Below are 12,613 nucleotides of genomic sequence, written 5' to 3'. Positions count from 1 at the left end.
AGAAAAAAACCTGAAAAGCTACCCTTGGGGGCGGGGGAAACCCACCAACCACTGTTTTCCCTCCCCCCTCGGTACCCCCCCCCCTGTGCTGCGGCCCCCCGGGGGGGGGGCGCCCCCCCGCAGCCGGGGCAGGGAGTTCCTGCGCGAGCGGCGGGAAAACCGGGAGCTCCGGGAACGCCCGCAGAAATCCTGAGCGTTCCCGGTCGCCTCGCCTACGACCGCTTGTACCAGTCCAGACGCATGCACAGCTTCCCGCCCAGCCAGTGCTCGACCCAGTCGCCCAGGTTCAGCGGGGAACAGTTCGGCGGCTGCGTGGGCTGCGTCGGCTCCGGGGTGGTCGGCCCCGTGTCCGTACGGCCGAAGAGCAGGGAGCGGTAGGCCTTGGACGAATTGGGATTGTCCTCGCACTGCCACACGCCGTGCGGGCAGTAGTCGGTGACGGTGTTGTACAGCGGCTTGTGCTCGTCCATCCAGGCGAGCATTTTCCGCATGTACTCCTCGTTGTCGCCGTTACGGAAAAGGCCCCACTCCGGGTAGGAGATCTCCTTGCCGTGGGCCTTGGCGAATTCCACGTGCTGCTTCAGGCCGTACGGCTCGCTGACCTGCTCGGCGAAATCGGTGCCCGTCGGCTGGTCGTACGAGTCCATGCCGACGATGTCCACGACGTCGTCGCCCGGATAACACTGCGTCCAGGGAATGGCGTCCCGGCCCCTGTTCGGCGTGAAGTCGAACTTGAACTTCTGCCCCGGCACCGAACGCATCGTCGTGACGATGCGTTTCCAGTACTTCTTCCAGGACTCCGGGTCCGGGCCGCACCGATGGGTGTACGTGGTGCCGTTCATCTCCCAGCCGAGCACCACCACGGTGTCCGGGATGTCGAGTTTCACGAGCCGTTCCGCGAGGGCGCGGTAATGCCGGTCGAACTCGCCCGCGGCGCCTCTCTGGAGCAGTGTGCGGACTTCCCAGTCGCCGACGCGTTCCTCGTTGCGCTCCATCATCGGGACGTTGAGGACGAAGAGCCGGTCGTCCTTCGCGCGCCGCCACTCGGCCCAGCTCTCCAGGAAGTTCGGCGCCCCCTCGATGTTGCTCCACCGGTCGCCCGGCAGGTAGGTGTGTCCGACGCTCAGCTCGGCACCGCCCAGCCACTTGCTGAGCTCGTCCATACGCTCCACGCCCTGGGGCCCGTAAGTGAGGTAGGCCCCGAACGCCGGCTTCGAGGCGGCCTTGGATGCCGGTGGACCGGGGTCCTGGCCCGCGCCCCACGCATGCCCGGACCCGACGGCGAGCGCTGCTGACGCGACGATTCCGGTGGCGGTGAATGCCAGTCGACTACTGGGGGTGCGGCGTCTCTGCAAGGCCATGGTCGCTCCTCATGCTGCTCCTCATCCACTGACACTCAGTCATATGTATTTCTATTGCGCCAATCGAGCCCTTAATCCTCTTGGCGTGCCCATCGCCCGCATGGGGGATGGAATTGAGAGAATTTGACCGTGCTCACTCTCGACACCCGGGTCCCCGCGGTTCTGCTGCGGATCGACCGGAACCCTTTTCATCACGGCACACTCGGAGCCGTCCGGTCATTGGGCCGGGCCGGAGTGGAGGTGCATGTGGCGGCCGCGGATTCCGCGGAAAGCCCGGTGCGCAGATCCCGCTACCTGCACCAGACGCACCCTCCGCCGCCGCCGGGCGCGTCACTCCGAGAAATCGCCGTCGCACTGCGCCGCATCTCCCACCGGGTCGCCAGGCCGTCCGTGCTGATCCCGATGGACGACGCGGGCGCCCTCGCGATCAGCCGGCTGCAGAGAGAACTGGCCGAGACCTACCTCCTGCCCGACCAGGCCCGCGGACTCGCGGAACGCGTGGCCGACAAGGCGACGCTGACCGAGGTGTGTGCCACGGCGGGCATCCCGCACCCGGTGACGCTCCTGCCGGAGTCCCCGGCCCAGGCGGCAGCCGCCGTGCGGCAGTTGGGGCTCCCGTTAGTGGCGAAGTGGAGCCGCCCCTGGCTGGTCCCCACCGGAACGGATCTGCGCAGCACGGTCCTGGTGCGGTCGGCGGGGCAGGCCCAGGAGCTCTACCGGCGCAGCGAGGAGGCGGGCAGCCGCCTGCTGCTGCAGGCCTTCCTGCCGCATGCCCCCGGCCGGGACTGGTTCGTCCACGGATACGTCGACCGCGCCGGGGCCGTGCGCGGCGGCGGCTCCGGCCGCAAGCACCGCTCCTGGCCGCGCGGTGCGGGCCTGACGGCGGTGGGCGAGTGGACACCCGACCCGGGCCTGCGGGCCGACGTGGAGAGACTGGTCGACACCCTGGGCTACCGGGGCATCTTCGACCTCGACTTCCGGGTGGACCCCGCGACCGGAGAGCACTGTCTGCTCGACTTCAACCCGCGGCCCGGCGCCCAGTTCCGGCTCTTCGCCGACGGCACCGACCTGGACGTCGTACGCGCCCAGCACCTGGACATGACACACCGGCCGCTGCCGACCGCCGCCGCCCTCCCCGGCCGCTCCTTCGTCGTGGAGAACTACTCCCCACTGGCCGCCCTGCGCGTCCTGACGACGGCGGGCCCCGTCTCCACCGCGGCACACCGCCACGAGTTCGCCTGGCACGCCCGGGACGACATGGCCCCCGCCCGCGCCATGTGGGTGCTGTGGTGCCGGCACGTGACGGGGCGGCTCCTGGGCCGTCTGCGGCGGACGGTGCGCCCGGCGGCCCCGGCCGCGCCACCGTCACCCGTACCGACGACGAGAGAGCGAGCAGTCGCTGATGCATGACCTGTTGGTTGTCGGAGCCGGCCCCTACGGGCTCTCCATCGCCTCGCACGCCGCCGGCGCCGGACTCGACGTACGCGTCTTCGGCAGACCCATGGCGTCCTGGCGCGACCACATGCCGCGGGGCATGTTCCTGAAGTCGGAGCCCTGGGCGTCGAACCTGTCCGACCCCCGGCACCGCCACGGCCTGGCCGCGTACTGCGCGCGCAACGGAACGCGGGCCCGGCACGGCGAACCCATCCCCGTGGAGACGCTCGCCTCGTACGGCCTGTGGTTCGCCCAGCACGCCGTGCCCGACGTCGACGAGCGCATGGTGGCGAGGGTCGGTGCCTGCCCCGGGGGCTTCGAGGTGCTCACCGACGACGGCCAGACCATCCGGAGCCGCACGGTGGCCCTCGCCGTCGGCGTGATCCCCTTCGTCGAGATCCCCGCCGCGCTGCACGGGCTCGGCGCGCGGCACGTCTCGCACAGCACCCACCACCGGGACCTGCACCGCTTCCGCGACCGGGACGTCACCGTGATCGGCGGCGGCCAGGCCGCCCTGGAGACCGCGGCGCTCCTCGCCGAGCAGGGCACGCGTGTACGGGTGCTCGCCCGGTCGCACCGGCTGAACTGGAACACCGAGCCGCCCGCCCGCAAACGCCCGTGGCGGGAGTCCGCCCGCGCCCCGCACAGCGGCCTGGGCTGCGGATGGCGCAACTGGTTCTACGCCGAGGCGCCGGGCGGCTTCCGGCGGCTCCCCGAGGCCACCCGCGCCCGCGTCTCGGCGTCGGCGCTCGGCCCTGCGGGGGCCTGGTGGGTGCGGGACCGGGTCGAGTCGCTCGTCGAGGTGCTGCTCGACCACGAGGTCGCCACGGCGTCGGTCGCAGCGGGCCGGGTGCGCCTGACGACCGTCGGGAGCGACGGCGGCGGCCCGGCCTTCGACACGGACCACGTCATCGCGGCCACCGGCTTCAGGGCGACCTGCGCTCGCCTCGGCCTGCTGGCCCCGGACCTGCGAGGCAGCCTGGCGGTGAACGCCGCCGAAGAGCCGTACACCTCCGTGGAGTTCGAGTCCTCGTACCCCGGTCTGTTCCTGGCGGGCCTGGTCACGGCGTCCAGCTTCGGCCCGGCCATGCGCTTCGTGCACGGAGCCTCCTTCACGGCCGGACGGCTGGTACGAGGCGTACAACGCAGCCTGCGGCGCACCCCGTTGAGCTCCACCGTCCCGGTGCCGACCGGCGGGCGAGGCCGCCGTGCGCTCCGGGGCTCCGTCAAGCGCTGAGCAGGAATCCCGGCTCCTGGGGGACCCGATCAGGTGATGCCTTCGGCGAACGGGTGAATCGGTTCTTCGTCCCGGGCGATCAGGTGGTGGACTTTGTCGTATGGGACGGGCCTGGTTGCCCTCCGCCAGCCGTCGGCTCCATGCCGTGGGTAGGCAACACCCCCCTCGCGGGCCGGCCCCCCTCCCGTTCTGGCGGGGAAGAGACCCTCGGGTGTCTCTTCCCCGCCAGCGGCTTGTCCGGACGGACTAGCGGCGCGACGAGGCGAATCCGCGGCGGTAAAGGATTCCTCCGCCGACCAGCAGCGCGGCGGCCGCAGCAGCGGCGGCGAGCAGGTCCTGGTCGCTCCCGGTCTCGGCGAGCCGGGCGACGGTGTCCGGCGCCTCGTGCGCGGCCGGCTGCACCTGCCGGGCGGCCGAGGTCGAGGACGCGACGTGCAGCGGCGGCCGGCCGGGCGGCATGGCGCGGTCGGCCGGAGGCTCGGCGGCCCGGGGAGGCGTTTCGGGGCCGGCAGGCGACTCGGGCGAGGAAGGCGTCTCGTGCCCCGGGGACGTCGGCGCGGGCGCTCCGTTGGCGCAGCCGTTCCCGGCGGCCGGGTTGAGCAGCCCCACCACGTCGACGGTGTTGCCGCAGGCGTTGACCGGAACGTCCGCGGGCGCCTGCACGTTGTTGCCCGCCAGGACGCCGGGCGAGTGACTGGCGTTGCCCTGGGCCGTCGACCGGGTGCCCGCGTGCGTACCGGAGTGGGAGCCGGAGTGGGACCCGCCGTCCGAGTCGTCGCCGTATCCGTGCCCGTGCCCGCCGCCCGCCCCGGTGTCCGCGCGCTCCTTCGACGGCGCTCGGTGGTGCGGGGCGTCGGCGTGCCTGTGCGGGGCGCCGGAGTTCGCGCAGCTGTTGCCCATGGCGGGGTTGCCCACGCCGACCACGTTCGCGCTGTTGCCGCAGGCGTTCACCGGTACTTCCACGGGGGCCTGCACGCTGTTCCCGGACAAGATCCCGGGCGAACCCGTCGCGCCGCCGTCCGCGCCCGCGGCGTACGCGTTCGAGCCGGACAGGGAGAGGATGCTGGTCGCGGCCGCAGTCGCGAGCATTCCTTTACCAATGACCTGTCGCATCTAGTTGTCTTCCTCTGTGCAGTGGAAAGCCGGCCTTGGAGTCGTAGCGACGTCCAAGGCCGGCCATGAGAATCACAGCCAGGTGGCTGGGTGCTACCTCAGGTGTTGGCGCAGGTGTTGCCGAACGTCGGGTTCAGCAGGGCGATCACGTCGACGGTGTTGCCGCACAGGTTGACCGGCACGTGGACCGGGACCTGGACGAGGTTGCCGGAGAGGACGCCCGGGGAACCGACGGCCGCACCCTCGGCGCCGGCGTCGGCGAACGCGGGAGCCGCCATGCTCATGGCCATCACGACACCGGCGATGATCGTTGCGCTCTTCTTGTGCTTCACAGATGTTCCCTTCTCTGTGGTCATGCCGATCTGGCAGTCGAAACCGAGCGAGACCACGTTTCGTCCCGCTCCATGACCCGCAGTCTGCAAACGAGTTGACGGTCCGGAAGAAACCGCTGTTTTCGACCCATCGGGAAATTCACCCGAATTAACGCACGCAAAAATGAAGAAGCCCGGGCTGCCCGGCCTCGGTGAAGGCAGGCAGCCCGAGCGTTCTCAGGCCGGCAGATCAGCCGTTGAGCTCTCCGTTCCCGGACAGGACCGGGATGTCGTTCAGGATGTGCGACAGCGGCTCGTCGCCCTTGGCCTGCGTGGAGTTCTCCGTGCACTGCTGGTTCTGCGGCGCCGACAGGATCGGGATGTCCTGGACTCCGACGTTCACCAGCGCGACGAGCGACTGGAGGTTCGCCTTGACCGGGAGACCGACACACGGCTTGTTCAGCGAACCCTGGACGAGGGAGAGCTGGGGGCTCATGTCGCCGTGCGTCGCGGAGTTGCCGTACGCCTGCTTGGCACCGTTGCCGCTCAGGGAGGTGGTGCCGTGGTCGTCACCGATGGCAAGCGCCGAAGGGGCCGCGGCAGCGGACATACCGACGACGGAAACGGCAACTGCCGCCGTGGCCATAGCCTTCTTCATCATTTTGCGTGTTCCTTTTCTGGCAGAAGCTCGAGTCACTGCATGCTGTCCAACCGTCCTGCAGGAGTTTGAGTTTCGGGGCTTCACTCGGTTGGGTTCCGTGTCGGCCCCCCGTTGGGCCATCAGAGTGAAACGGAGCAACTATGTGCAGGGCGTGGAGTTAATCAGAGCGCTCCGGCGAACGGGGTTTCTCCAGAAGGGAATTACTTGTGATTAAGAAGGGTATGGCTGCAGCCGCGGTTGCTGTCTCCGTCGTCGGCATGTCGGCCGCCGCAGCTCCGTCGGCCATGGCGATCGGTGACGACCACGGCACCACGTCGCTCAGCGGCAACGGCGCTCAGCAGGCGTACGGCAACTCCGCCACGTACGGCAACATGAGCCCGCAGATGGCGCTGATCCAGGGTTCGCTGAACAAGCCCTGCATCGGTCTCCCGGTCAAGGCGAACCTCCAGTCGATCGTCGCGCTCGTGAACGTCGGAGTCCAGGACATCCCGATCCTGTCGGCGCCGCAGAACCAGCAGTGCACCGAGAACTCCACGCAGGCCAAGGGCGACGAGCCGCTGTCGCACATCCTGTCCGACATTCCGGTGCTCTCGGGCAACGGCAAGGGCAACAGCTGATCCCCCACGCATTGCACAGCGGGCCGCCGTCCACCGGCGGCCCGCTGTCGCGTTCCGTGCGCTCCGCGACCCCTCCTGCCGTCAGCTCCTGGGCCAGTGATCGCGTGACATCAGAGCTTGCCATTCCTGGTCCGGGCGGCCCGGAACGGTTTTTCCCTGCCGTTCCCAGGAAGCCTGCAACGACCTGAAGATGGGGTCATCGACGCGGCTTTCCGGAGAATTTCTGCTCACCGGGATGAGGCCCTGCCGCTTCCATTGACGCTTGAAGTCAGCCATGTTCCCTCGCCATCGACGGGCGTGTGTCTGACCATCTGTTCCAGGTGGGGAATCCGGGGAAACCGAACAGCTTAGGGCGAACGAGTTGTTGTTCCTGCGTGCCGTGAACTCTCGGGACTTCGCAGTGGCGTAGAGCGGTTTACCGTTTCTTCGTCCCGGTTCCCCCGCAGTGGAGTCCAGCTTGCGCACACACGTCCACTCATCGACCGGATCACGGCGCACGCGAAAACTGCGGGTCGCCGTTCCGGGGGCTCTGTTGATCGGCGTCACCATTGCGATGGGAAATGCCACGGCGCTGCAGCTCCCTGTTCAACGCGTCGATGTCTTCGGCGACATGAAGAATCGACCGAACGAGGGAAGCGGTACGAATATCCTCCTGATGGGGACGGATGGCCGCGACACCATCACGCGCAAGGAGAAGCGGGACTATCGCGCGGGCGGGGTCGCCTGTGAGTGCACGGACACGCTCATGCTGGTCCACGTCTCCGAGGCGGGGGACCGCGTCAGCGTCGTCAGCCTCCCCAGGGATTCCTACGCCGACATCCCGGCACACCGCGACAAGACCACTGGGCAGGTGCGCCCGGCGCACCCGGGGAAGATCAACGGCGCCTATGCGCAGGGCGGTCCCGCGCTGTCGGTGCGGACGGTCGAGGCGATGACCGGCGTCCGCGTCGACCGGTATCTGCAACTCGACTTCCGGCGCTTCATGGACAGCGTCGAGACGGTCGGCGGTGTGCGGGTCTGTACGTCGCGCGCTCTCAAGGACAAGACGACGAAGCTCGACCTCGCGCCCGGCAGCCACCTGCTCAACGGCGGCCGGTCCTTGCAGTACGTCCGCTCCCGGCACGTGGACAACAGCGCCGACTTCGGGCGGATCCAGCGGCAGCAGCGCTTCTTGATCGCCGCGATGCGCGGCGTACGTACGGGGAACGTCCTGGCCGACCCGGTCAAGGCGGCACAGCTCGGCCGGTCGCTGGCCGGCGCGGCGCGGGTCGACCGCGGGTTCAGCACCGAGCAGATCCTGCAGCTCGCGACGGAGCTCGGCAGACTTCCGGCGTCGTCCATGGAGTTCACCACGGTGCCGGTGAAGGGTTTCAGCAAGACGCTGAACGGTTCGCTCCAGTGGGACCGGGCCGAGGCCGGCAAAGTCTTCACGGCCCTCAGGCAGGACCGGCCCCTGACGGCGGCGGGCTCGCAGGCCAGGCTGAGCGATCCGCCGCGCTTCGGGAGCCCGGTGACGGTCCGCGGTGACACCCTGGAATGTCGTTGACGGCCGTCCTATTACTGGGCCAACCGGGTCGAAGGTCGCAACCATCGCCGTGTCAGGCAGTTGATCATCGCGCGGCTCTGCCAAGGGAGCCCGCTCTTGAAGGGAATCACAATGAAGAAGCTGTGGGCATCCGCGGCCATTGCCGCCTCCGTCGCCGGAATCTCGGCAGGGATGGCCCCCCAGGCCCTGGCGATCGGTGACGACCGCGGCACCACGTCGCTCAGCGGCAACGGCGCCGAGACGGCGTTCGGCAACTCCGCGACCAAGGGCAACCAGAGCCCCCAGCTCACGCTCGTCCAGGGCACGCTGAACAAGCCCTGCGTCGCTGTGCCGGTCGAGGCGAACCTCCAGTCGATCGTCGCGCTGGTGAACGTCGGAGTCCAGGACATCCAGGTCCTGTCGGCGCCGCAGAACCAGCAGTGCGCCGAGAACTCCACGCAGGCCAAGGGCGACGAGCCGCTGTCGCACATCCTGTCCGACATCCCGGTCCTGTCGGGCAACGGCCAGGGCAACGGCTGACCTTGCCCTCAGGGGCCGGCCGCCGTCGTGCCGGCCGGCCCCTTCGGCTCTCGCCGCGTCACCTCCACGGTGTGGGGGCGACACGCCGGGGGTAGAGGCTCGGCGTGATTGAACTCGCCGAGATGATCGCGCAGTTACGTGGGGAACTCGCCGCCGCCATGGCCGCGGCCGAGGATGCTGAACTGCGCTTCGAGCTGGGTCCCGTACAGCTGGAGGCGGAGTTCGCCGTACAGCGGTCCGCCGGTGCGGACGGCAGGATCCGCTTCTGGGTCGTCGAGGCAGGTGCCTCCGGCCAGCAGGTGCACAGCACCACCCATCGCGTCACCCTCAGCCTGGAGCCCCGCGCCCGCGACACCGATGAGCGGCCCTGGGTCAGCGGTGACCGGACGCCGCGCGAACGCTGAGCCCGGCCACCATGTCGGCGGCAGTGGGTCTTGAGGCGGCACGGGTCGCCGAGGTGCTGGTGGAGACGCCGGGCGGATCGCCCGGACGGCGCGGGTCCGGATACCGCGTGGGGGACAGGTCCGTGCTGACGGCCGCACACGTGGTCGCTGGGCCGGTGACGTCGTTACGGGTGCGCTTCGACGCCGATCTGCCGGGGGAGTGGAGCGCCGACGTACGCGTCGTGCTGCTCGCCGAGGCGGTGGACCTGGCGCTCCTGGAGATCACGACCGCGCCGCCCGGACGGTGCTCGACCGTCGAGAGCCCCCGCTACGGAGCCGTGCCCGAGTCCGACGTGGTGCTCACCGTCAGCGCGATGGGCTTTCCCCGTTTCAAGCTGCGGGAGGACCGAATGCGCCTCCTGGACGACGGCGCCCCCAGCCAGTACCGCGACTCCTGCCATGTCTCGGGGACCGTCTCCGCCCTGTCCAACCGCCGCGAGGGGACACTCGAACTGGCCGTTCTCGCGCCGCGCGCGGACCCCGAGCCGGAGCGCTCGCCCTGGGAGGGGATGTCCGGCGCGGTGGTCTGGTCCGGCGGTGCCGTCGTCGGCGTGATCAGCGCCCACCACCGCTCGGACGGTCTGGGACGGCTCGCGGCGCACAGGGTGGAGCACTGGTACGGCGCACTGTCCTACGCCGAGGTGGAACGCCTGCACAGGGACGCGGGTCTGCCGCTGCCCGGAGGGCTCGCTTCCGCAGCGGAACCGGAGGGTCCTACGGCGCCCCCCAGCCTGGCGAATCTCCCCCCTGACCTGCCCTTGCGTGAACTCATGGCGCTGGTCGACGCGTTGATGACACTCCCGTCCCTGAAGGACCCGGGCAGCCTGGCTCTGGTGCTCGCCAGCATCGACGGGGAGATCGCCGCGAACCGGCCGAGAGACCCCAGACTCAGGATGGACATTTACGGCATCGTCCACACCTGCCTCCGCTATCAGGGCACACTCGATCAGCTCCTGGAGACCGTCCGGCTCCTGGAGGGGCAGTCCACGGAAGTGGCGGTCGTCGACCGTGAGGCAGCTCAACTGGCCAAGCGATACTGCTGACTTGATGTCGGGCACGGCTCGGATGCGGGGTTTCGCAGCGTGCCGTGCTGGGTCATCATGAGGGGGAAAGGGATGGCGCATGCACGGAATCACGGAGGGGGACTTGGCAGCCGTGGAGCAATCGATGCCTGCCGTCGAGTCCGATCTCGTAGATCTCTCGGGGGTTTCTCTTGAAGCGCTGCTCTCCATGGACGGCAGTGCCATCGCGGGGTCGCTCGAACCCCTGCTGCGCCACATCGACGACGCCCGCGCCGTCACCATGTCGTACAGCCCCTCCCGCTTCGACTGACACGGATGCGGCCGTCACCGCGCCGTGGAGCACCCATGTCGGATAGCCGTGGGGCGGCCATGTCGGACAGGCGCACGGCGACGACGGGCCTGGCGTTCCACCGGCTCTCGGCGCCGAGCGTTCTCGCTCTCGCGCGGGGCGAGGGCGGCGGCGCGGCGGTGGAGGAGCTCCTCACCGCCGAGCGCAGCCGCCGTCTGCTGCTGGTGCGGGCCCTCGCCGACAGCCTGGGCGAGGGTGACCCGCCGCAGCCCGCGGGGACGGCCCCCCTGTCGCACCGGGCGGCATGGACGCTGCTCACACGCACCCAACAGCACGCGCCCCGGGCGTTCGAGGACACCTTGATGTGCCCGAACACCGGCATGTGGCTGTCGCTCGCCCTGCGCAGGCTGCGCGGCGCGACGGCCTACGAGGACGCGCCCCTGTGGGTGGTCGCGGGGCACCTGTCGGCACTGGCCGCCGCCGCTGCCGCCCGTGCGGGCCTCGACTTCTCCCTCACCGTCCCGGTACGCCACGGCCGGGTGCCGCTGCCCACCCTGGGCTGCGCGGTGTTCGCGGACACGACCGAGCCGTGGGGCACGGCCCAGGTCGACGCGCGGGAGGGGCGGCTGCGGATCACCTCGGGCCGGGAGACGGTGACCGCCGGGCCGAAGTGGTCCCGCGGGGCGCCGGGCTGGCACGCGGTGCGCCGCCTGGACCTGGAGCCGGCGGGGCCAGGGAAGCTCCTGCTGCTCGACGAACTGGACCCTTACCGCACGTTCCCGCACCCGAGCCCGCCCCGCCTCCTGTCCGCCGAGGAGGCACGGACCTGGCAGGACCTGCTCACCGACGCGTGGGAGATCCTGCGGCGCGACGAGCCGCAGAGCGCGGAGGCCATGCGCGTCGGCCTGATGTCGCTCGCGCCCACGCCGGCCAGGGAGAGATACCGGCCGCACAGCGTCACGGCCGGGGACGCGTTCGGCGGCGTCATGGCGTCACGTCCTGACGACGTGGCGCAGCTCGCCGCGACCCTGGTGCACGAGTTCCAGCACACCAAGCTGGGCGGCCTGATCCACCTGGGGCCGCTGAGCGAGCCTTCGGCCACGCCGGGCGCCCCGGAGCAGCTCTTCTACGCCCCCTGGCGGGATGATCCGCGGCCGCTGGGCGGGCTGCTGCAGGGGATCTACGCCTTCGCCGGCGTGGCCCGGTTCTGGTCCGTCCACCGGCATGCGGCCGATGCCGCGTACGCCCCGATGGCCCACTTCGAGTTCGCTCTCTGGCGCGCCCAGGTGTCGTCCACCGTGGACCTCGTCCACCGCCACGACCGTCTGACCTCCCTGGGGCGACGGCTCCTCGGCGCGCTGCGCGAGAGGTGCGAGGAGTGGATGGCCGAGCCGGTGCCGCCCGCCGAACTGGCGCTGGCCGAAGAGGTGGCCGCCGACCACCGCGCGCGCTGGCGGGCCCACCACCTGCGGCCGCCCGCCGAGGCCGTGGAGGACGCCGTGCGGGCCTGGCGTCGAGGGGACGCTCAGCCCCCTGCCGCGCTCGCTGCGGCGCCCGGACTCGCTCCGGTCGCCGACACCCGTTACCTGGACACCGCCGCCGTCCTGGCCCGCTACCGCCTCGGCGCCCCGGCGGCCGACCCCAGCGACATCGAGGGTGTCCGCGCCGCCGACCTGCTGCTCGCGCGGGGCGAACTGAGCGGGGCGCGGGACGCCTTCGTCACCCAACTCGCGGGCAAGGAAACGGCGTCCGACGCCTGGGCGGGGCTCGGCAGGGCCCTGGCCGGGGACGGTGGGCACCGGGACGCCTCCCGCCTGCTGCGCCACCACCCGGAACGGGCCCGCGCCGTACAGAGCGCGCTGGAGCACGCCACGGGGCAGGGCGCCGATCCGGTGGAGCTCGCCTCGTGGCTGGGGCGGGGCGAAGCGGACCTGGACTAGCGGGGGGGGGGGGGGGGGCCCCCCCCCCCCCCCTCCTCCCCCCCCCCCCCCCCACGGTTCCCTCTTGCCCCCTCCCCTCCCTTTCCCCTCCATAGTCCTAGTTCTGTGTGGGTGTCTCCC

13 protein-coding genes are annotated in these 12,613 nt (G+C 70.6%); 9 read left to right on the top strand and 4 right to left on the bottom strand.

The window, feature by feature from the left end; genetic code table 11:
* Positions 1-212 precede the first annotated feature (212 nt).
* Positions 213-1,361, bottom strand: a complete 1,149-nt coding sequence (locus ACZ5U5_RS18115; RefSeq protein ID WP_469022520.1) for a glycoside hydrolase family 26 protein — start codon at positions 1,359-1,361, stop codon at positions 213-215.
* A 129-nt stretch (positions 1,362-1,490) separates the two neighbouring features.
* Here ACZ5U5_RS18115 and ACZ5U5_RS18110 point away from each other — a divergent pair, with 129 nt between their 5' ends.
* Positions 1,491-2,771: a carboxylate--amine ligase gene (locus tag ACZ5U5_RS18110; protein ID WP_469022517.1), complete on the top strand. Its 1,281-nt coding sequence runs from the start codon at positions 1,491-1,493 to the stop codon at positions 2,769-2,771.
* Complete coding sequence (locus ACZ5U5_RS18105) at positions 2,764-4,032, top strand: NAD(P)-binding domain-containing protein (protein ID WP_469022514.1); 1,269 nt, start codon at positions 2,764-2,766, stop codon at positions 4,030-4,032. The genes ACZ5U5_RS18110 and ACZ5U5_RS18105 overlap by 8 nt, the downstream gene beginning before the upstream one ends.
* 246 nt (positions 4,033-4,278) lie before the next feature.
* On the opposite strand, the gene ACZ5U5_RS18100 is transcribed toward ACZ5U5_RS18105, so the two are convergent.
* The 3 genes from ACZ5U5_RS18100 to ACZ5U5_RS18090 form a co-directional block, all read right to left on the bottom strand.
* On the bottom strand, positions 4,279-5,145 hold the full coding sequence (locus ACZ5U5_RS18100) for a chaplin (protein ID WP_469022512.1): 867 nt from the start codon (positions 5,143-5,145) through the stop codon (positions 4,279-4,281).
* 98 nt (positions 5,146-5,243) lie between these two features.
* Positions 5,244-5,501 (bottom strand): chaplin, encoded by a 258-nt coding sequence (locus ACZ5U5_RS18095; protein ID WP_469023701.1) that lies wholly within the window; start codon positions 5,499-5,501, stop codon positions 5,244-5,246.
* Positions 5,502-5,706: 205 nt separating this feature from the next.
* A complete protein-coding gene (locus ACZ5U5_RS18090) occupies positions 5,707-6,117 on the bottom strand; it encodes a rodlin (RefSeq protein ID WP_365820131.1) in 411 nt (136 codons plus the stop codon).
* Positions 6,118-6,323: 206 nt separating this feature from the next.
* Between ACZ5U5_RS18090 and ACZ5U5_RS18085 the strand changes: the two genes are divergently transcribed.
* The 7 genes from ACZ5U5_RS18085 (at position 6,324) to ACZ5U5_RS18055 (ending at position 12,493) form a co-directional block, all read left to right on the top strand.
* A complete protein-coding gene (locus tag ACZ5U5_RS18085; RefSeq protein ID WP_469022508.1) occupies positions 6,324-6,734 on the top strand; it encodes a rodlin in 411 nt (136 codons plus the stop codon).
* A gap of 655 nt (positions 6,735-7,389) precedes the next feature.
* A complete protein-coding gene (locus ACZ5U5_RS18080; protein WP_469022505.1) occupies positions 7,390-8,280 on the top strand; it encodes an LCP family protein in 891 nt (296 codons plus the stop codon).
* Positions 8,281-8,391: 111 nt separating this feature from the next.
* Positions 8,392-8,799 (top strand): rodlin, encoded by a 408-nt coding sequence (locus ACZ5U5_RS18075; RefSeq protein WP_469023698.1) that lies wholly within the window; start codon positions 8,392-8,394, stop codon positions 8,797-8,799.
* 104 nt (positions 8,800-8,903) lie between these two features.
* Positions 8,904-9,203 carry a trypco2 family protein gene (locus tag ACZ5U5_RS18070; RefSeq protein WP_469022502.1) on the top strand — a complete coding sequence of 100 codons (300 nt, stop codon included), beginning with the start codon at positions 8,904-8,906 and terminating at the stop codon, positions 9,201-9,203.
* Between the two features lie 11 nt (positions 9,204-9,214).
* The gene (locus tag ACZ5U5_RS18065; protein ID WP_469022500.1) at positions 9,215-10,285 is read left to right on the top strand and encodes an effector-associated domain 2-containing protein; all 1,071 of its coding nucleotides are present in this window, start codon (positions 9,215-9,217) and stop codon (positions 10,283-10,285) included.
* 79 nt (positions 10,286-10,364) lie between these two features.
* Positions 10,365-10,574, top strand: a complete 210-nt coding sequence (locus ACZ5U5_RS18060; RefSeq protein WP_363209049.1) for a hypothetical protein — start codon at positions 10,365-10,367, stop codon at positions 10,572-10,574.
* Positions 10,575-10,609: 35 nt separating this feature from the next.
* Positions 10,610-12,493 carry an HEXXH motif domain-containing protein gene (locus tag ACZ5U5_RS18055; RefSeq protein ID WP_469022496.1) on the top strand — a complete coding sequence of 628 codons (1,884 nt, stop codon included), beginning with the start codon at positions 10,610-10,612 and terminating at the stop codon, positions 12,491-12,493.
* Positions 12,494-12,613: the final 120 nt, after the last annotated feature.

It is taken from the genome of Streptomyces sp. NPDC033177 (assembly GCF_055577715.1).
This window is presented reverse-complemented; position numbering and strand designations above follow the sequence as displayed.

What these genes read in the sequence shown, in the direction of transcription:
- ACZ5U5_RS18115 (WP_469022520.1), bottom strand. Translation starts at nt 1,361, where the DNA reads ATGGCCTTGCAGAGACGCCGCACCCCCAGTAGTCGACTGGCATTCACC.
- ACZ5U5_RS18105 (WP_469022514.1), top strand. Translation starts at nt 2,764, where the DNA reads ATGCATGACCTGTTGGTTGTCGGAGCCGGCCCCTACGGGCTCTCCATC.
- ACZ5U5_RS18100 (WP_469022512.1), bottom strand. Translation starts at nt 5,145, where the DNA reads ATGCGACAGGTCATTGGTAAAGGAATGCTCGCGACTGCGGCCGCGACC.
- ACZ5U5_RS18095 (WP_469023701.1), bottom strand. Translation starts at nt 5,501, where the DNA reads ATGACCACAGAGAAGGGAACATCTGTGAAGCACAAGAAGAGCGCAACG.
- ACZ5U5_RS18090 (WP_365820131.1), bottom strand. Translation starts at nt 6,117, where the DNA reads ATGATGAAGAAGGCTATGGCCACGGCGGCAGTTGCCGTTTCCGTCGTC.
- ACZ5U5_RS18080 (WP_469022505.1), top strand. Translation starts at nt 7,390, where the DNA reads ATGGGGACGGATGGCCGCGACACCATCACGCGCAAGGAGAAGCGGGAC.
- ACZ5U5_RS18075 (WP_469023698.1), top strand. Translation starts at nt 8,392, where the DNA reads ATGAAGAAGCTGTGGGCATCCGCGGCCATTGCCGCCTCCGTCGCCGGA.
- ACZ5U5_RS18065 (WP_469022500.1), top strand. Translation starts at nt 9,215, where the DNA reads ATGTCGGCGGCAGTGGGTCTTGAGGCGGCACGGGTCGCCGAGGTGCTG.
- ACZ5U5_RS18060 (WP_363209049.1), top strand. Translation starts at nt 10,365, where the DNA reads ATGCACGGAATCACGGAGGGGGACTTGGCAGCCGTGGAGCAATCGATG.
- ACZ5U5_RS18055 (WP_469022496.1), top strand. Translation starts at nt 10,610, where the DNA reads ATGTCGGATAGCCGTGGGGCGGCCATGTCGGACAGGCGCACGGCGACG.